The sequence below is a fragment of the Mycobacterium sp. KBS0706 genome (assembly GCF_005938675.2).
In the GTDB taxonomy this organism is placed as follows: Bacteria; Pseudomonadota; Alphaproteobacteria; order DSM-16000; family Inquilinaceae; genus Inquilinus.
Window position 1 is genome coordinate 37,417 of sequence record NZ_VCCH02000028.1, and the last position, 18,719, is coordinate 56,135.

The window sequence follows — 18,719 nt, forward strand, 5'->3', positions numbered from 1 at the left end:
CCCGCGGATCTTCAGGAGCTGGTGCTCGGACCAATCTCATGCTGCCGGGGTGCTCGAATCTACACGCGTGTTTTCGGCCGCCGACAAGCTCGAGATGAAGGACTGGCTGAAGCGGGCAGCGGATTTCGGCTATAACGCCATCTGCAAAGGCATCGCCGATCGTCCAGAAAACCTGATCGAGGTGTATGGGCCACTTGAGCTTGTCCCAGTCGCTATCGTGTATCCGGAGGGCGATCACGGATACGTATTCGAAGGGTTCGACGGAGAGATTCGCGAGACGATGTCGCTCTGCGATGCCCTAGACTTCGTTCGCTACGGATGACCGGCCACGCCTTCAATTGGCCGCGGGCAATGTTGGGCACTGACTATCGCATCCAAGCGACGGCATCTTTTCCGCATTGGCCAACAGGCTGTCTCTTCTCGACCTACTTCGAGCCTGACTTATCCGCTTTGTCAGCGCGTGCTCGCGCTCGCCGGCGTCGTCGGATTTCTGCCTCTACTGCTGAGCGCACGAACGCGGCCCTGTCCTCGCCGGGGTTCAGCACGCCATCTAGACGTGCAAAGGTTCCCTCAACGAACCGAGCTACCATGTTCTCGATGTACTTCTTCGGCCGCGCCATGCGCAGCGGTTTCGGCCAAGTCTCCGTCGGCGTCAACGCGATATCTCCTCGCCCAGACAAAGCGCTTGCGAACAATGCGCTTAACAGATATCTATTAAACCGGCAATGCGAGATATCGCGTAAGGATCATGCATTGCGGCAAAAGCCCGTAACTTCTGGAGGTTGCCTCCTCCAGCGAGATAGCATGTGACACATAGCGCATGTTGCGGGATGGCGTGGTGAACGTCGTCGCAAAACGAAATGGTACGGACGTAAAAATGCACATCGTTTGTGACGCGACGGCAGATCCCCCTATCCGATTCGAGGGTTCCTCGCGGTGCCCTTTGCATTCCAAGAACCGGGGAGATTTGAGCGAATAAGACAACGGCAGTGAAATAGAGCAAGGCCGGACAGGTGTTCCAGCACCTGCCCGGCCGCACCGAAGGGTGTTCCAGCACCCGACGGAAGTTGCCCCGAACGCCTCATTGACCGGGAAGTCTCATGACTCGCCAGAGCAGCATGGACGATACCACGTCCGCGCAGAACAACAGCCATTCGACTGTTCGGTTCCTCGCCGCCCGCCTTCCACGGCGTGACACGGCCGACACTCCTTCTGTTCGTGCCCGCCGGATACGGCAGCACGAGGAGTTCGACCTGCCGCTCTATCAGGCTGCGCTCGCCTCTGACGCGGGCGCGATCCGAAAGCTTTGTCCTCAAGTCTCGCTAAAGCGCGCCGGGGTCATGATCGCAACGGCACGGGCGTTCGCCCGCATCTCCACGGGATGGGACGGTGATGCCTTTTACACCGTGGCGTTCGACCAGACTCTTGGCGTCTGGCGTCGGGTCCTGCTGTTCAGCGGACCCGTCCCGGTTCCGCACTGTGCCGTCTGCGGGCGCCCTTCGATCTACCGACTTCGGGACACGCCCTTCTGTCGAAGGCACAGCCCAGACCACCTTGACCGCCGGGCCGAGTCGCTCTTCTCCGGTCCCGTCGTCAGCGGTCACTGCCACACCAGGCCGGCAGCCGCACGGGATCTACCCATCAACCACTGAGGAGGCGCCATAGAGACCCAGCAGATAGCGCGAATTACACGAGGCCGGTCGGTCTGTTCCGAACGCCCACCGGCCTTCTCCCTTCCAGCGGGAAACCATCAGCCGCTGCAGCAACCCGGGGCACCAGACTATGGCACCGTCACCCCACGGCCCGGAACGTCCAGCCGCAGGCTCGCCTCGGCATCTCGGCCCGATCCTGCACTACCTTCTGCACCGCGTGGTTTGCGGCTTCTACCTGTCCCTCCGCCTACTCGTTGTCTGGCCAGGGGCCTGCCTGGGTGCCATCGTCATCCGCCTACCCCTGCTGTTCGGTGGCCCGCAGCCTGTCGTCGATGCCTATTACCGCGACCTGCCGGCCTCGGTCGCCCGAGGTCCTGCGGCAAAGCCCGCCCATCTCAGGGTGCCCGTTTGCCCAGAGGAACGACCGCGCGATCATCCCGCCCCATGTCCTGCGTTGGGTGTCGAGGAAAGGGCCATCCCGGAGCTCGTGAAGGGCACAACCGCTGCAGCCCTGGGGCTTTCCCTCCTCACCGTCTTCGTGTCGGCCCTCTTCGCCTGCTTCATCTGGACCGGTAGGGGCAGGAAAACCCTCAGAAGCCACGCCCCCGCGCCTCCGATCGTGCCGGGCAGCCGTTCGAAGGTCTCGCCGTGAGCACCGCAACTTCCTCCAGCGGCCAGGGGACCGGCAGGCCTGACACCTCTTCGCCGGCTGCCGTCGCCTATCAGGGTAAACCGCTCGATGCCTACACCAAGAAAGACCTCATCTCGATCATCGAGTTCCTCGTCGCGGACTACGACCTCCTCGCGTCGGAACTCACCGACTGCCGGCAAGTCCTCGACCGGGCCCTCCGCGTCAGCAGCCGCGGATTCGTCCGCGGCCGCCTCCCCCGCCCCTGACATGCCGCCGATCCTTTTCATCCCCTGCCGCCCTCAGGAGGGTGAGCTCCAGCCTTATGGCGAGATCAACGGATATTGCCTCGGCCGCCTCGCCCCCGAGCTGCGCCGCTACTACCGGCCAGGCGGGCGCATGGCACCCAACTCCTGGATCTTCACCGGTGCGCCGCCGGACATCCCGCGCGGCATCTTTCGGCCGCGATAGCCATGCGCCCCGGTTCCTCCCCCCATCTCCGTGACCTTGTTCCAACCCCTGCCGGTCGCTGTGCCGTTCCAGCGCTGGTCCAGGAATGGCTCGACCGCGACGATCTCCACGCCCGCAAGCCACCGGTCGTCGCCCAGCTCCTCGCCTGGCACCGCATCAATGTTCCCGGTGGCGAGCATGCCATTATTCTGAAGAACGCCAGTCTCCTGCCCAGGATTCTCGATTATGAGAACGCCCGCCAAGCGGCCCGCGGCGCTGCGGGGCATCCCCATCGCCGGATCCTCGACCTCGAGCCGCTGCCGAGCCCGATCCCGCATATGCGCTTCGACCCGAGCCGGGTCCGCATCGGCCGGGGCTGGCGCCTGCAGTACAAGGGCATGCAAGGCTCCTTCCGTCTTCGACTGACCGACTCGCACCAGATTTTCTTGATCGCCTGGGGGCCCACCGCCAAGACCACCGAGATGGCGATCGGCACTCGCGCCGCCTTCGAGCTCCTGTACGAGCGGTTGGAGACCCGGCGCCGTCGGTTGCAGGTCAACGCTCCCAAGCGCGGCCTGTGGCGGCTCGACGACACCGAAGTCGGCAACCGTCGGGTGACGTTCTTCGAGCCCGCTGCGCTCGACGCTCCGAGCGCCCTCCGCTTCGCCAGCCACCCCGCGTACCCGGTCCTCGAGACCGATCTCCTCGATTTCTTTGGCAATATCGGCTGGTGGACCCGCTACAGCCAGCCGGGCATGCGCAAGGTCCTCATGGCCGGGCCGCCGGGGACCGGCAAGACCTCCATCGCCCTGGCGCTAGCCGCCAAGCTTCACCCGGGTTTCCTGGTCGTCCAGGCCCGCGACAGTGTCGACGTCGTCCATGCCGCTGAGCGCGCCGCCGCGGCCGGAAGGGCCACCATCATCCTCGCCGAAGAGATCGACATGTTCCGTCGCCCGGACGGCGAGGCCCTCAATTGGCTCGACGGCAGCGCCACCCCACGCAACCCCTCCGGCACCTATCTGATCGCCACAACCAACTATCCACGCTCGATCGATCCGCGGATCCTCCAGCGCCCCGGCCGCATCGACCGGATCTTCCGCGTCGGCGCTCTGAGGACCCGCGCCGCCGGCGACGTCGCTATTTCCTATCTCGGCGAGGATGCCGCCAACCTGTCAGCTCGGGAACTTGGCCAGGTGCTCGACCGCACCACCCCGGCCGAGGTCCGCGAGATCATTAACCTGGCGCTGCGCTCGCTGCCGCCCGGCACTCCCCTCTCCCCCCAGCATCTTGCCGAGACCCGCTCCGCCCTGAAGCAGAGCCTCGCCGGTGCCGTCGACCTTGGCGATGACGATCCCGAGTCCCGCGAGCGTCTGCATGACCAACTCGGCCCCATTGATGAGGAGGCCTGATGCGATGCCGCCGGCCACCGCTGTCTGCCGCCGACCGTTCGTTGCCAACGCCCTCGACGTGTTCGGCGGCTTTGCCGGCATATTCTGCTGGGCTTGGTTCGTCGGCACGCGTCATTGTGTCGATGCTTCAAGGCATTGTTTCTGTGGAGCGACTGCACACCAGCCTTTGTGCCGGTGTGTCTAGGTTTGGGGTTCGTCTCGTTGCGGGCGCGAGGCGAATCCCCATACCATTCATGAATCCGCAACCGCGCATGAGGGGGCCGCCGATGATCCAGTAGCCCAGACAGAACGAACCCCGACCGAGAGGCCCGGCCGGGGGTTCACAAAGTTCAGTGCTCGCAACCCTGAATCTAAGCGAACCCCCACAAGCCGGTCAAGCGAAACCGATTCCTCGGCGCGGGACGACTCATCCTCAGATTCGGAGTGACCCGCATGACCGCTGCTTCGCAGCCGGCAAACGATGGTCTGCACCCGCGATCCAGGCCGACGGCTCAGAACAAGTTGGCTCTGCTTGACGCTTCGTGGGTGTGCCATCACTTGCCGGAGCTCGCTCACCTTACACAGGCCGACAAGGCCATACTCTGTGCGCTCATCCGCCACATTGATCAGGGCAGCCTCGACGCAGGCCGAACGACCGTGTTCCCGTCGACGCTCTGCCTCGCCCTCGACACCGGATACACCGTGCGCCAGGTTGTGCGCTCGCTGGCCCGGCTCGAGACGTGCCAGCTGATCCGCCGGTTCACACAGCCGCGCTGGCGAACGGCGCACACTGATCTCTCCGGCTTCATGGCAGTCGCCGCCGACGCGCTGGAGGCACATGCACAGGAAAAGGATCGGCAGATTCAGACGGTCCGCCGGGGACCGATCGCCGTCCTCGTCGAGCCCGACATAGAGTCCTCCTCAGAGGACATTGAGTCCTCTCCAACAGAAACAGACATTGAACCAGAAATACCTGTCAAACAGAGTGACGCTCCGCGCGGTCGATTTCGTGGGCGGCCGGACTCGCCGGCCGCACCTCATCGCACCATCAAGCCCACCACCCACGCCAGCGCCGACGGCGAGGCCGCAAATTGCTCGCCAAGTCGAGCAGGCTTTTCCGCCGGCGCTGAAACGGGACCATCCATCCCGGCGGAAATGCCCCGCGCCGCGCTTGTGGCGGCGTGGGAGGCGGCCCCAACGTTCCGCCGGCTGGTCGATGTCGACCAGCTGCACTCCGCTCCCGTCGAGGAGCTGGCGGCCGCCGTCGAGAGCGACTACCTGACGACGGTCACCGGGGTGCGCAATCCGCACCACATCTGGGCCTGGGCCGTGAACCGGCATGGCGTCCTCGGCGCCGTCCGCGGCTGGCTCGTTGCCTGCGACACTCCACCCTCGGCGGAGCGGCCCGATCGCAACCCCGGCGGCTGGTTCACGACCTTCGCCACGTCGGAGAAAGCCTGGGACCTGTCCCGCAACCTGCGCCAGATCGCCCGGGCGGCCAAGGCGGCTCCAGCTCCGGTGGCTGAGGAGGAGCCGCCAGCGGCGTCTCATGTGGCAGAGCAGAAACTCGAGGCCGGGCTGACGGCGCTCGATGCCGAGGCTTCTGCCAGCACTCTTGCCGCCTATCGCTCGGCCTGGATCAGCGCTCTCAGCCGGCGTGTCGGCAGTTTCCGCGCCGAGGCGGTCTGGAAGAGCTGGTTGAGCCAGGCCGAGGTGATCGGTGTCGATGATGATCGGTTGCAAATCCGGGTCAGGGGCAAGGCAACGCCGGGCCACCTGTTCCAGAATTTCGGCGACGTTTGTCGTATCGCTGCCCAGGCCGTCGGCTATGACGGAGCGGATTTCAGCGCAGGTCTGGCGGTCCGATGAACGCCGGCGTTCTCGCCCGCCGAGGCGGGCCGTGGGGGCCGAGGGCTTCGCCCTTCTCTCCCCCGAAGCAGCTTCCGCCCAGCTGCCTCCCTTCGGTCGTGCAGCCGGTTCCCCGCGAAGCCGCTTCTCCCCTTCCATCCCACCGGTCGCCCGGCTCCGGGAAGCATGTTCACGAACATGCTTCGCCTTCAACAGGAGGACTGGATGGTCGACTTCAGTAAGTTCCGAGATTGCACGGCCACTGAGAGACGATGATGGGACGCAATTCGATGCCCACCTTGGGTGAGTGGCGGGACGGCAAGATGTACCGGTTCGCCATGCCCGGCGACCAGCCTTGGTACGGCGACATGAACCGCGAGCTGATCTCGTTCGAGGTCCACACGACGACATTCGGCTCGCGCGGCTCTTCGGTGGAGTCCTCCATCCTCGCGACGGCCTGGGCGGACGGAGTAACCGAAATGCTCGCGGCCTTCTACAGCGCCGGGTACAGCAAGGGGCTTCGCGACGGCGAGGCGCAAGCCCGGCGCAACATCCGGTTGGCGCTTGGGCTGCATGAGTGAGGGAAGACAGCTATGGGCATCAGATACGCCGTCTCCTATCTGCGCGAGCAGATCAAGGCCGCTCCCGATACCCTCTACATCTTCGGGGACAACTTCGAGCGAAAGGGCTTCGGCGGCCAGGCGGCCGAAGCGCGCGGGGAGCCGAACGCTGTCGGCATTCCGACGAAGCGCGCTCCCTCGATGCGGCCGGACGCCTTCATGACGGATGCCGACCTGGAAAGGCTTCAGGCGGAGGCACGACTGGCGCTGGACCGGCTGCGCCGACACCTCGACGCCGGTGGCGATGTTGTCATGCCCGAAGCTGGGATCGGGACCGGTCTCGCCCAGATGGCGACACGGGCGCCGGCCTGCTGGGCCTGGCTGTGCGCCGAGCTCCGATCCCTTGGCATCGAGAATCCGGCTTCTTGACCTGGGCGGTCTCGACGAGATGGGAGCGGTTGCGGGAGCCCGGCTCCTGGCATGGTGGGGGGAGCCCGGAGCCGGACTGCCGGAAGGCCGTATCGGTTGCGACCCTCAGGTGCATTGCGCTCCGATTTTGTGATCCGATCCAGGACCGACGGCCCCCCTTTTTTCAACCGTCACAGGTTGCACCGGGACGGTTCCCCAGGTGCCTTCGCCCTCCCGCATCGAGACGGCTCGGCTGCCGGCGCGGAACCGGAACGCGCTCCACTCCGTAGGTCTGTCGAGGAGGTGCTCAGCCATGACGAAGCGCGAGCTCATCGATACCGGCACCGACAAGCGCTATGTGCGCCGCAATGAAAAGGGCCAGTTCAAGGAGTCCGACGATGTCGGTCGGTCGTTGTCGCGGGATGTCCGAAAGAAGGCCAAGACGGTCTCGAAACCAGGCCAGGGCGACCGCGGCGACCGTCGCCGCACGAAGTAAGGATCACGAGTGGGCCCGCCCCGTCGCGGTCCGCGACAGGCCGGCATGGGCCATGCCATCCGAAGGGGACCGTATCGAGGGCACGGGGGTGCTCTACAGTCCGCGGAGCGGGACAAGCTGGACGGGTCGATACCGCGTCGCCTCCCGCATCCGTCGCAATGCATCAGCCCATCGCCCCTACGGCGCCTTCCTCACCGACACCGACGTCGATATCGGCTATCTCGACGAGTTCATCGCTGGAGCGGACCTTTTGCTGCAGCTCGAAGATGGCCGGACGGTGAAGGTCAAGGTCGGGGGCATGGGCTACCGCAAGCTGGGGCTGTTCGGTGCCCGGATGCAGTGATTGTCCGGATCTCAAAAAGCGTGATTACGGTGACCGGCCCAGGTGAGCCCCGGCCGACTGTTTCAGCTCCACATTGCTCTCGCCTTGGCGCCAACATCGACGCGCGCCCGAGCGGCGTTCGGCCCCGCCGCCTGGGCGGCGACGGCGCTGGACCAGGTTGAGACCTCGAACAATCCAAGGATCTGTGATGGGATGAAGCGCGTCCGCGGCGCGTAGACGTGCCGGTCGCCGCGCTTCACTTGACTGTGAGTGTAGAATCGATGGGGCATGACCAGGTGCAGATCGTCCTTCGCCCGGGTCATGCCGACATGGAGAAGGCGGCGCTCCTCCTCGATCTCCTCCGTCGACCCGGTGCCGAGATCGGACGGAATGCAGCCATCGACCGCGTGCAGGATATGGACAGACCGGAATTCGCGGCCTTTGGCGCTGTGGATGGTGGACAAGATCAGGTAGTCGTCATCGAGCAACGGCGGCCCGGCCTGGTTGCCGGTCGCGTCCGGAGGATCCAGCGCCAGGTCGGTGAGGAACTCCGACCGCGAGGCGGAGCTGGTGGCGATCTGCGCCAGCTGGACCAGATCGGCCGCACGGATCTCGGCTTCCTCATGGATCCGTTCCAGGTGCGGCGCGTACCAGTGCTGGATCGCATCAAGCTCTGCTGGCCAGGCCAGGTCGCGATCGCGCAGGACGCGCATCAGGGCGGCCAAATCTGGCCAGGCTGCAGCCGCGGCTGCAGGTGGCTTTGCCCCGGCGAGCGCTGCAAAAGGCATCAGCGCCGATGCCATCTCGTCCAGCACCCGGCCGGAATGGGCCGGGCCGACGCCGGGCAGCAGCTGCAGAACCCGGAAGCCCGCCACGCGATCGCGCGGGTTCTCCGCCCAGCGGAGGACGGCCAGCAGGTCTTTGACGTGCGCGGAGTCGAGGAATTTCAGGCCGCCGAACTTGACGAACGGAATGTTCCTCCGGACCAGCTCGACCTCGAGGGCGCTCGAATGGGTGGCGGTCCGAAACAGCACGGCCTGCTGCTTCAGCGGCACTCCGGCCTCGCGGTCTTCGAGCACGCGATCGGCGACATATCGGGCCTGCTCGATCTCGTCCGCGACAGTGACGAGCCGCGGCCGCTGCTCCGAGAGCCGCTCCGACCACAGCTCCTTCGCATAGCGCTCTGGGGCCAGGTTGATGACCGCGTTCGCCGCCGCCAGGATCGGCTTCGTCGACCGATAGTTCCGGGCGAGCGTCAGCACCGTCGCTGGCGGCGCGAACAGCCCCGGGAAATCCAGGATGTTGCGGACCGTCGCGGCGCGGAAGCTGTAGATGGCCTGTGCATCGTCGCCGACCACCGTCAGGCCGCGGCCATCGGGCTTCAGCCCGGTCAGGATGGAGGCCTGCAGGCGATTGGTGTCCTGGTACTCATCGACCAGGACATAGTCGAACCGGCTCTGGATCTCGGCCGCCAGGTCAGGATCCTCCATCGCTTGAGCCCAGTGCAGAAGCAGGTCGTCGTAGTCCAGCACCATCTGGGTTTGCTTGGCCTCGACGTAGGCGGCGAACAGCCTGCGGAGCTCGTCGCCCCAGCTGGCGCACCAGGGGAAGGTGCCCTTCAACACCTCGGCCAGCGGCAGCTGCGCGTTGACCACCCGGGAATAGATCTCGAGGCAGGAGCGATTGGTCGGGAAACGCTCTTTTGTCGCGGATAACCCAAGCTCATGGCGGATCACGCCTATCAGGTCGGCCGAGTCTTCGCGGTCGTGAATCGAGAACGAGACGTCCAAGCCCAGCTGGTCGGCATGGTCGCGTAGCAGTCTGGAACCGATTCCGTGGAAGGTGCCCGCCCAAGCGAGCGTCGCGGCGGCACCCTCGCCCAGCGCCCGCGCGGCGATCCGCTCCGTCCGGCGTTTCATTTCGTCGGCCGCACGGCGAGAGAAGGTCAGCAGCAGGATCCGGAACGGATCGGCGCCAGCCTCGATCAGCCGCACGACCCTGTGTGCCAGGGTGTTCGTCTTGCCGGTGCCCGCGCCGGCGATGACCAGGAGCGGCCCCGCGGGGTCGTCGCCAATGCCGAACTCGACGGCCGCGCGCTGTTCCGCGTTGAGCGTGTCCAGATAGGTCAGGGGCTGAGCGGTCGACTCGGCGGCGTTCATCCAACCAGTCAGCATCATTCGCGGTTTGTTCGCAATGTGCTTGGGGGTCCAGTCGCGCTGCTGGTCTCGCCGTTTGCCGGTCACAAGCTTGGCTCGACTTGAATTGTACCTCACTTGATGCCATATTCGGCGTCAAGTGAGGTGAAGCCATGACTGCTCTAGCCTTGTCGCCCGAAAGTCGCAGGATGCGGCCGCCGGTTCAGACCTTTGCTGAAGAGGAGGGTCGGCGCCGCCTGACGCCGGCGGCGCTGACGGCGGTTCGCAACCTCGCCGTGGCGTGGAACGTCACCGTCGATCAGATCGCGGCGCTGCTCGGCGTGTCAACCAGCACCTGGGACCGGATCCGCTCCGGCTCGTGGCAGCAGTCCCTGTCGCAGGACCAGCTGACTCGAGTGTCTGCCCTGGTCGGGATCTACAAGGGGCTCCATCTGCTGTTCGCAGACGATATGGCCGATCGTTGGCCGCAGCTGCCGAACTCGGGACCTCTGTTCCAGAACCTGACCCCGGTCGAGACGATGCGGACGGGTGGCATTCCCGTCATGCTCGAAGTCCGCCGGTATGTCGACGCCCTGCGCGGCGGCCTCTGATCCTCCATAGCCGCACCGCGGGAGCTTTTCGTTGGCTGATCTGTCCTACCCGGTCGAACGGCTCGCTCTTCAACGAACCGTTCGACTGGTCTCCACGGCGCGACTTCGAGATCCTGTCCTTCTAGGCTTGGTCGCAGGCGACCAGCTCGGTGACCTTGAAGAGATCGAGAGTGCGACCAGCGGCCGTCTGGTCGCCAAGCGGCAAGGCACGGATGGGATCGCTGCGGACGAATTCATCGGCAGTCATCCCCATGCAAACTTCATCAACGCTGCCTTCGCCTACTTCCGGCCTCGGGCGCTGAACCGCTTCAACGGGCCGGGCCGCGGCGCATGGTACGCCGCTTTCACGACGGAGACCTGCCTGCGCGAGGTGGTTTGGCACATCACTCGCGAGCTCGACTATGTGCGGGAGTATCGCGCCGTGGTCGAGTATGCCGAGCTCTTCGCCAGCTTCGCCGGGGAGTTCATCGATCTCCGAGGGGTGACGCCGTCGCCGGCGTGCCTCGATCCGGATCCGGAGATCGGATACCCCCACGGGAACGCACTTGCCGATTCCGCTCGCGCCGCGGGCTACAACGGGATCATCTATCCCTCGGTGCGCGATCCCGAGGGAACTTGCCTCGTCGCCCTCTGGCCGCATGCGGTGCAGTCGGTTGCGCAGGGCGCTGTTTGGCGGGTTTCCTGGTCGGGAAATCGGGAACCCGATATCAGTCAAGCGACCGCCTAGGACGCGGCCACGGAGACGCTTTGCCCTACAGAGCTGCCATTCCGGGCACGTAAGCTCCGCCGGGTAGGGAATGGTCGGCCGGCGATGTTTTGCGAAAATGCGGTGGAACCCTGGTTCGGTGAAGCACCGTTCTCCTGTGGTGATCAGACTGCCCCCAACTGCATCTTTGGACAGAATCCCCGGGATCGATGTTCCGCTCTCGCTGGAGCCGATGGAGGCCGAATCCGTGAGCGGGCTGCCGGAGGGCTCGCGCTGGCAGTATGAGCCGAAATGGGACGGGTTCCGCTGCGTCACCTTCAAGGATGGCGATCGCGTTGAGCTCCAGTCCCGCAATCAGAAGCCGCTCGGCCGCTACTTCCCCGAGCTTGTCGAGGCTCTGGTCGACCTACCTCTCGACCGGTTCGTGTTTGATGGAGAGATTTTGGCGTTCATCGAAGGTGAACCGACCTTCGAGGTGCTGCAGCTTCGGCTCCATCCGGCCGCGAGCCGGGTGGCGAAGCTTGCCGAGCAGCAGCCCGCCACCTTCATGGCGTTCGACCTGCTGGCGGGCGAGGATGGAAAATCGGTCATCTCCCGCACTTTGCGCGAGCGACGTGCTCTCCTCGAGAGCATGTTCGAGGGCATCGACCCTGATCTCGCAAGGGTAATGCTGTCGCCGGCGACCACAGACCGCGACCTCGCGCTCCGGTGGTTGCGGGAGATCGGGCACGGGCTCGATGGCATCGTCGCGAAGCGGCTCGATCTGCCGTACCAGCCCGGTGATCGGGCGATGCGAAAGTACAAGCTGTGGACCACCGTCGATTGCGTTATCGCCGGCGTCTACTACAAGCAGCCCGGCCAGCAGCTTGATTCTCTGTTGTTGGGCCTCTATGACCGCGAAGGGCTGCTCCACTACGTCGGTCGCGTGCGTGTCGGAAAGGCGGATCCGGAAACGGAGCGGCGGATCCGGCCGCTGATCGGCGGCAGGCTGGCATTCAGCGGTCGCGCGCCAGGCGGACCGAGCCGCTGGTCAGGTCGGGAGCGCAATCCGATACCGGTGAAGCCGAAGCAGGTGGTCGAGGTATCCGCCGACCACATCACCGACAACCACATGCGCCATGGCGCCCGGCTGCTGCGCTGGCGGGACGACAAACCGCCGAAACGCTGCACCATGGACCAGATCGCTGGCGGGCGGAGCGGTGCTCAGGAGGTCTCATGAGCGACGATGACGGCCTGTGCCCTTGCTTTCCAGTTTGCGGCTGGACGATGGGAACGCTGCCGGAGCGGGGCTGCCTGGTCCAGATCCGGTACCTGCCGGCGCCGATCTCCTCGAACGAAGTCGCCCTGACCATCCCGCTCGCGCTCACCGCCGAACAGGCGCGGGACCTTTCGAACCACCTCGCCTGGCTGGCCAATGAGGCGGAAGGCCGGACCGATCCGATGCCACTGACGAGGCAATAGCGTTGCCCGACAGGAAATGCGGCCTGGGAACCATCATTCGCTGCGCTCCGTCATTCATGGCGTGGAGGTAACAGCCATGAGCAAGCGAGAACTGATCGATACCGGCACCGACAAACGCTACGTCCGCCGCGACGAGAAGGGCCGGTTCAAGGAGTCCGACGACGTCGAGCGATCCCTGTCACAGGACGTTCGGAAGAAGGCGAAAACCCCCGCGAAACCGGGCCAGGGCGACCGCGGCGATCGTCGGCCTTCCAAGTAGCCCCCCGATGTCGAAGGCGAAGCTCGCACCCTATCGAGCCAAGCGCGATTTCAGAAAGACGGCGGAGCCGAGCGGCAACGTCGCGATCGCGCCCTCGGACCGGCTGCGCTTCGTCGTCCAGAAGCATGCGGCGACGAGGCTGCACTACGATCTCCGCCTCGAACTCGATGGCGTGTTCAAGTCGTGGGCGGTGACCAAGGGGCCGTCGCGGGATCCAGACCAGAAGCATCTCGCGGTCGAGGTTGAAGACCACCCGCTCGACTATGGCGACTTCGAAGGCACGATTCCGAAGGGCCAATACGGCGGCGGAACGGTACAGCTCTGGGACCGCGGCTACTGGCACCCGACCGGGAGGGCGTCGGCGCGCCAGGCGCTCGCCAAAGGCGAGCTCAGGTTCACGCTCGAGGGCCAGCACCTGAAGGGCGGATGGATCCTCGTCCGGTTGAAGGGGGAGCGCTACGGCGGCAAAAAGACGAACTGGCTGGTGATCAAGCACCGCGACGAGTACGCGGTCGAGGGCGACGACGCGTCCCAGCGGCCGGACAAGTCGGTTGCTTCGGGCCGGTCGATGGCGGCGATCGCTGCCGGCCGGGGCCGCGGTCCCCGCCCCTTCATGATGGCAACCGGCGCCGCGGCGCCGGCCGACGCTGTCTGGGATTCGAAGGCCAGAAAGGCGGATCGGGCGGCGGCCACCGCGCCGTCGGCACGGGCAAAACGCCGGCGCGCAGCGCCGCCTGAAATGCCCGATTTCATCGCCCCGCAGCTCTGTCTGTCGGTCAGCCGGCCGCCGACCGGCGATGGATGGGCGCATGAGATCAAGTTCGACGGCTATCGCCTCCAGCTGCGCGTGCAAGATGGTGAGGCCGCCCTGCGCACCCGGAAAGGGCTGGATTGGACGCGCAAATTCCAGGCGATCGCCGAGGCGGCCGAGCAAATCCCGGACTGCATCATCGACGGCGAGGCTGTGGCGCTGGACGAGAACGGCGCACCGGACTTCGCGGCGCTGCAAGCGGCCCTGTCCGATGGCAGGTCTGAGGACCTCGTCTTCTTCGCCTTCGACCTGCTGTTCCATGGGAGCGAGGATCTCCGCCTTCGGCCCCTCTCCGAGCGGAAGCAAGCCCTGAAGGTCCTGCTGGAACAGGAGGGTCAGGGAGTCGCGACCCACATCCGATACAGCGAGCATTTCGAGGAGGCAGGCGACGCGGTTCTCAAATCGGCGTGCCGCCTGTCGCTCGAAGGCATCATCTCGAAAAGGCTCGACGCACCCTACCAGTCGAGACGATCGGACAGCTGGACCAAGGCCAAATGCCGCGGCGGCCAGGAGGTCGTGATCGGCGGCTGGACGACGACCGGGAAGCGCTTCCGATCGCTGCTGGTCGGTGTCCGACGAGGCGACCATCTCGTCTATGCCGGCCGGGTCGGCACGGGCTTCGGCGAGGCTGTCGTGTCGAAACTGCTGCCTCGGCTGAAGAAGGCCGCGTCCGACACGTCGCCATTCAGCGGAATCGGGGCGCCACGCAAGGACGCCTCGACGCATTGGGTTCGCCCCGAGCTGGTTGCCGAGGTCGAGTTCGCCGGCTGGACCGGATCCGGCATGGTGCGCCAGGCCTCCTTCAAAGGGATCCGGGAGGACAAGCCGGCAGCGGAGGTGCGGGCGGAGGAGCCGGCGCCCGCAGAGGAGACGGAGCTGGCCCAGCCCGCACCCGATGGCCGTGCGAAATCCGCGCGGCCACAGCGAAGCGGCCGAGCGGAGGTGATGGGCGTTCCGATCAGCCATCCGGACAAGGCCATGTGGCCCGATGCCGGCGATGGCAAGCCGGGGACCAAGCTCGACCTGGCGGAATATCTTGCGGCGGTCGGTCCCTGGATGATCGGCCACATCAAGGGCCGGCCCTGCTCGATCGTTCGCGCTCCCGACGGCATTGATGGGGAGCAACACTTCTTCCAGCGGCATGCGATGCCAGGGACGTCGAGCCTGCTGACGCTGGCCAGGGTGTCCGGCGACCGGAAGCCGTATCTAAAGATCGACCGCGTCGAGGGGCTCGCCGCGATCGCACAGGTTGCCGGCCTCGAGCTCCACCCATGGAACTGTCAGCCCGGGGTTCCTGATCAGCCGGGCCGGCTCGTCTTCGACCTCGACCCCGGGCCGGAGGTCGAGTTTGCGATAGTGGTGGAGGCCGCACGCGAGATGCGGGACCGGCTCGAGGCGCTGGGCCTCGTCAGCTTCTGCAAGACGACCGGCGGCAAGGGTCTCCATGTGGTCACGCCGTTGGCCAATCGGCGGCGCGGGAAGGCTGTCACCTGGCCGGAGGCGAAGGGTTTTGCCCAGGCCGTTTGCCGCGAAATGGCTGGGGACCAGCCGGACCGCTATCTCATCAACATGGCGAAGAACCGGCGCACCGGCCGGATTTTTCTCGACTACCTGCGCAACGACCGGATGTCGACGGCCGTCGCCCCGCTGTCGCCGCGCGCCCGTCCGGGCGCGACGGTATCGATGCCGCTGACCTGGTCTCAGGTCAGATGGGATCTGGATCCGAAGCGGTTCACGATCCGAACCGTACCCGGTCTTCTGTCGAAGACCACGGCCTGGGATGGGTATTGCGACGCCGAGCGCTCGATCGCGGATGCCATCAACCGCCTCAGCAGCATGAGGGCGGCCGCATGAAGCGCGCGTCCGCTCGGCCCGGGCATCGCTTCCCGCGACCCGAGACTGGCGGTCCCGGGGGATAGCGTGGCAGCACGTTTTCGGCTTGGTGATCGTGTGCGCTTGCGATCCGAGGTCGCTATCGGAAGCCTCTGGGCGTACAGGGGGGCCGTCGGGATTGTGATCGATACGGTCGAGCTTCCGGGCTCCATCCACCGCGTAACGGTGAATTTCACGCTCAAGTATCTGAAGAACCTCGAAGATCAAAACGAAGCGATGTTCGAATTGATAGCGCGGGGCACATCCTGATCATCTTGATCATGCTGCAGATTCCCCGGGGTTGAGTTCGGCAATGGGAAAGGTCAGCGTCATGACGAGACCCTCTCGAGGCCACTGCCTTTCTACAGCACCCTTCAACTGCGCCTTTACCGTACCGTCGATGAGCCTGGTGCCGAAGCCGTCTGTACGGGACGACGGCGAGAGCTCCGGCCCGCCGCGCTCGATCCAACTCAAGCGGACCGTAGATTCGTCCATGTCGAGCGAGATCTCGATCTTTCCATCGCAGGTCGAGAGCGCGCCGTACTTTGCAGCGTTTGTGGCGAGCTCGTGGAAGGTGAGAGCCAGCGGCGTGATGGCGTTACCAGATACCGGGACCTCTGGACCGATGAGGGAAATACGCGCTCCGGCCGAATCTTCGAAGGGCGAGACAATCGTTTGAACAAGCGCCTGAACGGTTGTCGGCGTTGGGAGACGGTCCCGCGTGAGGTCGGTAAGAGTCAGCTCGTGAGCGCGAGACAGGGCTCGGAGCCGGCTCTGGACCGCGGTGATCAGCTCCTGTGCTGAACCGCCCGACCTGCCGCTCAGGGAGACAATGGCGCTCGACAGGGCGAAGAGGTTTTTGACCCTGTGGCTCATCTCATGAAGGAGAAGTTCCTGTCGTTCCTGCGCTCGCCTCTGCTCGGTGATGTCGCGAATGATCGTTGATGCCCCGATGATCTTGCCACCGGAGTCCTTGAGGGGTGACACGGACCAGGAGACTTCGACCAAACTACCGTCTTTCCGGCGCCGGAGCGTCTCGAAATGATCAGTCCTCTCGCCAGCGCGGATTCGTGCGAGGAACCCGATCTCTTCGTCCCTTCGGTCTTTGGGAACCAGGAGAGTCAGTGGCCGGCCGATGACCTCCTCGGCGGAATATCCGAAAAGCCGTTCGGCTGCGGCGTTCCAGCTCCTGATTATCCCGTCGAGGTCTTTCGACAGGATGGCGTCGTCCGAGGATTCCACGATCGCTGCGAGCCGCATGGCGGCCTGCTCGGATGCGTGTCTCTCTGTGACGTCGATCATGATGTTCACTGCGCCGCTCAGGGCCCCTGCGGCGTTGAACAGCGGAGTCGGATACGCGATCACATGCACGGTGCTGCCGTCAGGACGCTCGACAATAATGGCCTCGCCGGCGATAGACCGCCGTTCCCGAAGCGCGCGGGCAGTCGGCGCTTCGTCGTGAGAAATTGGATTGCCGTCGGGCGAGAGCAGCTTATGCGCCGCATTGAACCGCGCTTCGCCGATCGTGGGCCGGCTGCCCCAGACCGTTATCGCGGCCTCGTTGAAAAAGGTGATCCACCCCGCGGCATCGGTCATATAGACCGCAACAGGAAGTGTCCGCAGAAGTTCTTGCCATTGCAGCTCGGTGGCGAGGTTTGTCAACCTCAGCCGCGTACTTGGCCCGGGCGCCGTTGCCTCTGATCCATTCATCGAAGAAGCCTGCGCCTGCGCCGCCCAACGACAGTTGCCGTAACGCCTTGAGACGTACGATACCACGATCCTGAATGGTTAAAAGGCCGCACGTTTGGAGTGCCTGCCCCCTAGGGACATGCGCGGCTTTACAGGAAGGAGCGCAGGACAGCTTCGATTTGATGGGGCTGGAACGGCTTGGCCACGACGGGACGGTCAGCGTGGGAGGGCGCGATTTGGTTTCGCGGTTTAGAGGTCACGAATGCGAAGGGGACCTGCCGATTTTGAAGAATGTGGGCAACGGGATAGACCTCGATTCCCGGAGCGAGTTCCACGTCCAGCAGGGCGGCGTACAACTCTTCCGTCTCGGCAGCTGCCAGAGCAGCCCTCAGGTCTCCTAACGGGCCGACAACCTCGAAACCTGCACCTGAAACAATTGCTTCAATTTGGGCTGCAACCATCCACTCATCCTCAACAACGAGGACGCGCCGCCTATCATTCGAGCTGGTCATGCCGGTCTCCGCGAACCGCTCTCCCGGACAATGGACTGGGCGGTGCTTTGGTCGCCGAGGTAGGTACCTCAAATGAAATAATTTTGAACCCCATTGATGGCCGTTCGCAAAGCGTTCGAGCCCAGGCGACATTCATCGCCACCGGATCCAAGATGGCTGGCGGCCCCGCGATCCGAGGCCGCCCTTGGTACGTGCGCCTGCAGACTTCAGGCGCTCGCCGCTTTTGCCACTGCCGGCTTGCGGGGGCGCGACGCCTTGGTCGGCGCCAATGGCGCAGGAGCCACGGCCGGCTCGGTGCGCCGAGTACCGAGGCCGATCGTCTTCGCCAGCGTGCTGCGCTGCTGGGCATAGTTGGGAGCGACCATTGGATAGTCCGCCGGCAGACCCCAGCGCTGGCGATACTCGTCCGGCGTCATGTTGTAGGCGGACGTCAGATGACGCTTCAGCATCTTCAGCTTCTTGCCGTCCTCGAGGCAGATCAGGAAGTCGGGCGTGATCGACTTGCGGATGGACACCGCCGGCTCCGGCCGAGCCGGCGCGGTTGACTCCGCTGCCTTCCCCAAGCCGCTGAGAGCGCCATAGACCTGCGCGATCAGCGCCGGGAGGTCCCCCTGGGCCACGTTGTTGTGTCCGACGTGGGCCGAAACGATCTGGACGGTAAGGCGGCGCGTCTCATCCGCCGTGGACTGAGGAGATGCCGAGCCAACTTCGCTCATCAAATTACTCCGGTAGGTTCGCGAAAATGCAGCATTACAAATCCGCGGGTTAGCACCGACCAACTATAATCAAGGCTTCGAAGTTGCAACAGCCTTGTTCTTTGCTTCGCAGCATTTCATGGGGCCTCAAATCCAGATAGGCGACCGGACCTTTGATGCGCTCCGGCCGGAAGAAATTCGGGTCCGCCGGAAGCT

18 protein-coding genes and 1 pseudogene are annotated in these 18,719 nt (G+C 65.0%); 14 read left to right on the plus strand and 5 right to left on the minus strand.

Annotated features, from left to right (window positions below):
• Positions 1-94 precede the first annotated feature (94 nt).
• Positions 95-322, plus strand: coding sequence for a hypothetical protein (locus tag FFK22_RS16915; RefSeq protein ID WP_138889863.1), 228 nt, complete (start codon positions 95-97; stop codon positions 320-322).
• 796 nt (positions 323-1,118) lie between these two features.
• Entirely contained in the window at positions 1,119-1,652 is a 534-nt protein-coding gene (locus FFK22_RS16920) for a hypothetical protein (protein WP_138889864.1), read from the plus strand.
• 432 nt (positions 1,653-2,084) lie between these two features.
• On the opposite strand, the gene FFK22_RS16925 is transcribed toward FFK22_RS16920, so the two are convergent.
• Positions 2,085-2,570 (minus strand): hypothetical protein, encoded by a 486-nt coding sequence (locus tag FFK22_RS16925; protein WP_138889865.1) that lies wholly within the window; start codon positions 2,568-2,570, stop codon positions 2,085-2,087.
• A 183-nt stretch (positions 2,571-2,753) separates the two neighbouring features.
• Between FFK22_RS16925 and FFK22_RS16930 the strand changes: the two genes are divergently transcribed.
• The 6 genes from FFK22_RS16930 to FFK22_RS16955 all read left to right on the plus strand — a co-directional run bounded on the left by FFK22_RS16930 (position 2,754) and on the right by FFK22_RS16955 (position 7,773).
• A complete protein-coding gene (locus FFK22_RS16930) occupies positions 2,754-4,139 on the plus strand; it encodes an ATP-binding protein (RefSeq protein ID WP_138889866.1) in 1,386 nt (461 codons plus the stop codon).
• A 432-nt stretch (positions 4,140-4,571) separates the two neighbouring features.
• On the plus strand, positions 4,572-5,987 hold the full coding sequence (locus FFK22_RS16935; RefSeq protein WP_138889867.1) for a helix-turn-helix domain-containing protein: 1,416 nt from the start codon (positions 4,572-4,574) through the stop codon (positions 5,985-5,987).
• A gap of 251 nt (positions 5,988-6,238) precedes the next feature.
• Positions 6,239-6,547 (plus strand): hypothetical protein, encoded by a 309-nt coding sequence (locus FFK22_RS16940; RefSeq protein WP_138889868.1) that lies wholly within the window; start codon positions 6,239-6,241, stop codon positions 6,545-6,547.
• 12 nt (positions 6,548-6,559) lie between these two features.
• Positions 6,560-6,955: a hypothetical protein gene (locus tag FFK22_RS16945; RefSeq protein ID WP_138889869.1), complete on the plus strand. Its 396-nt coding sequence runs from the start codon at positions 6,560-6,562 to the stop codon at positions 6,953-6,955.
• Between the two features lie 292 nt (positions 6,956-7,247).
• Positions 7,248-7,430 carry a hypothetical protein gene (locus FFK22_RS16950; RefSeq protein ID WP_138889870.1) on the plus strand — a complete coding sequence of 61 codons (183 nt, stop codon included), beginning with the start codon at positions 7,248-7,250 and terminating at the stop codon, positions 7,428-7,430.
• Between the two features lie 52 nt (positions 7,431-7,482).
• On the plus strand, positions 7,483-7,773 hold the full coding sequence (locus FFK22_RS16955) for a hypothetical protein (protein WP_138889871.1): 291 nt from the start codon (positions 7,483-7,485) through the stop codon (positions 7,771-7,773).
• Between the two features lie 62 nt (positions 7,774-7,835).
• Here the strand turns inward: FFK22_RS16955 and FFK22_RS16960 are convergent, their stop codons facing one another.
• Positions 7,836-9,995 carry an ATP-dependent helicase gene (locus FFK22_RS16960; protein ID WP_221938647.1) on the minus strand — a complete coding sequence of 720 codons (2,160 nt, stop codon included), beginning with the start codon at positions 9,993-9,995 and terminating at the stop codon, positions 7,836-7,838.
• 101 nt (positions 9,996-10,096) lie between these two features.
• Between FFK22_RS16960 and FFK22_RS16965 the strand changes: the two genes are divergently transcribed.
• The 6 genes from FFK22_RS16965 (at position 10,097) to ligD (ending at position 15,589) form a co-directional block, all read left to right on the plus strand.
• Positions 10,097-10,498: an antitoxin Xre-like helix-turn-helix domain-containing protein gene (locus FFK22_RS16965; protein WP_221938648.1), complete on the plus strand. Its 402-nt coding sequence runs from the start codon at positions 10,097-10,099 to the stop codon at positions 10,496-10,498.
• A gap of 31 nt (positions 10,499-10,529) precedes the next feature.
• A complete protein-coding gene (locus FFK22_RS16970) occupies positions 10,530-11,225 on the plus strand; it encodes an RES family NAD+ phosphorylase (RefSeq protein WP_221938649.1) in 696 nt (231 codons plus the stop codon).
• A 139-nt stretch (positions 11,226-11,364) separates the two neighbouring features.
• Entirely contained in the window at positions 11,365-12,423 is a 1,059-nt protein-coding gene (locus FFK22_RS16975) for an ATP-dependent DNA ligase (RefSeq protein ID WP_373683748.1), read from the plus strand.
• Positions 12,420-12,665 (plus strand): hypothetical protein, encoded by a 246-nt coding sequence (locus FFK22_RS16980; RefSeq protein WP_138889874.1) that lies wholly within the window; start codon positions 12,420-12,422, stop codon positions 12,663-12,665. Before FFK22_RS16975 ends, FFK22_RS16980 begins: the two co-directional genes overlap by 4 nt.
• A gap of 76 nt (positions 12,666-12,741) precedes the next feature.
• Positions 12,742-12,924: a hypothetical protein gene (locus FFK22_RS16985; RefSeq protein ID WP_138889875.1), complete on the plus strand. Its 183-nt coding sequence runs from the start codon at positions 12,742-12,744 to the stop codon at positions 12,922-12,924.
• Positions 12,925-12,931: 7 nt separating this feature from the next.
• The gene (gene ligD, locus FFK22_RS16990; RefSeq protein ID WP_138889876.1) at positions 12,932-15,589 is read left to right on the plus strand and encodes a DNA ligase D; all 2,658 of its coding nucleotides are present in this window, start codon (positions 12,932-12,934) and stop codon (positions 15,587-15,589) included.
• 297 nt (positions 15,590-15,886) lie between these two features.
• Here ligD and FFK22_RS16995 read toward each other — a convergent pair whose 3' ends face one another.
• From FFK22_RS16995 to FFK22_RS17005, 3 genes and pseudogenes are all read right to left on the minus strand, one after another.
• Positions 15,887-17,269, minus strand: coding sequence for a PAS domain S-box protein (locus FFK22_RS16995; protein ID WP_221938651.1), 1,383 nt, complete (start codon positions 17,267-17,269; stop codon positions 15,887-15,889).
• Between the two features lie 176 nt (positions 17,270-17,445).
• Positions 17,446-17,808 carry a response regulator gene (locus tag FFK22_RS43020; protein ID WP_186002507.1) on the minus strand — a complete coding sequence of 121 codons (363 nt, stop codon included), beginning with the start codon at positions 17,806-17,808 and terminating at the stop codon, positions 17,446-17,448.
• A gap of 299 nt (positions 17,809-18,107) precedes the next feature.
• A pseudogene (locus FFK22_RS17005) lies at positions 18,108-18,524 on the minus strand (MucR family transcriptional regulator); the annotation flags it as partial.
• Between the last annotated feature and the right edge of the window lie 195 nt (positions 18,525-18,719).

What these genes read in the sequence shown, in the direction of transcription:
- FFK22_RS16915 (WP_138889863.1), top strand. Translation starts at nt 95, where the DNA reads ATGAAGGACTGGCTGAAGCGGGCAGCGGATTTCGGCTATAACGCCATC.
- FFK22_RS16920 (WP_138889864.1), top strand. Translation starts at nt 1,119, where the DNA reads ATGGACGATACCACGTCCGCGCAGAACAACAGCCATTCGACTGTTCGG.
- FFK22_RS16925 (WP_138889865.1), bottom strand. Translation starts at nt 2,570, where the DNA reads ATGAAAAGGATCGGCGGCATGTCAGGGGCGGGGGAGGCGGCCGCGGAC.
- FFK22_RS16930 (WP_138889866.1), top strand. Translation starts at nt 2,754, where the DNA reads ATGCGCCCCGGTTCCTCCCCCCATCTCCGTGACCTTGTTCCAACCCCT.
- FFK22_RS16935 (WP_138889867.1), top strand. Translation starts at nt 4,572, where the DNA reads ATGACCGCTGCTTCGCAGCCGGCAAACGATGGTCTGCACCCGCGATCC.
- FFK22_RS16940 (WP_138889868.1), top strand. Translation starts at nt 6,239, where the DNA reads ATGATGGGACGCAATTCGATGCCCACCTTGGGTGAGTGGCGGGACGGC.
- FFK22_RS16945 (WP_138889869.1), top strand. Translation starts at nt 6,560, where the DNA reads ATGGGCATCAGATACGCCGTCTCCTATCTGCGCGAGCAGATCAAGGCC.
- FFK22_RS16950 (WP_138889870.1), top strand. Translation starts at nt 7,248, where the DNA reads ATGACGAAGCGCGAGCTCATCGATACCGGCACCGACAAGCGCTATGTG.
- FFK22_RS16955 (WP_138889871.1), top strand. Translation starts at nt 7,483, where the DNA reads ATGCCATCCGAAGGGGACCGTATCGAGGGCACGGGGGTGCTCTACAGT.
- FFK22_RS16965 (WP_221938648.1), top strand. Translation starts at nt 10,097, where the DNA reads ATGCGGCCGCCGGTTCAGACCTTTGCTGAAGAGGAGGGTCGGCGCCGC.
- FFK22_RS16980 (WP_138889874.1), top strand. Translation starts at nt 12,420, where the DNA reads ATGAGCGACGATGACGGCCTGTGCCCTTGCTTTCCAGTTTGCGGCTGG.
- FFK22_RS16985 (WP_138889875.1), top strand. Translation starts at nt 12,742, where the DNA reads ATGAGCAAGCGAGAACTGATCGATACCGGCACCGACAAACGCTACGTC.
- ligD (WP_138889876.1), top strand. Translation starts at nt 12,932, where the DNA reads ATGTCGAAGGCGAAGCTCGCACCCTATCGAGCCAAGCGCGATTTCAGA.
- FFK22_RS43020 (WP_186002507.1), bottom strand. Translation starts at nt 17,808, where the DNA reads ATGACCAGCTCGAATGATAGGCGGCGCGTCCTCGTTGTTGAGGATGAG.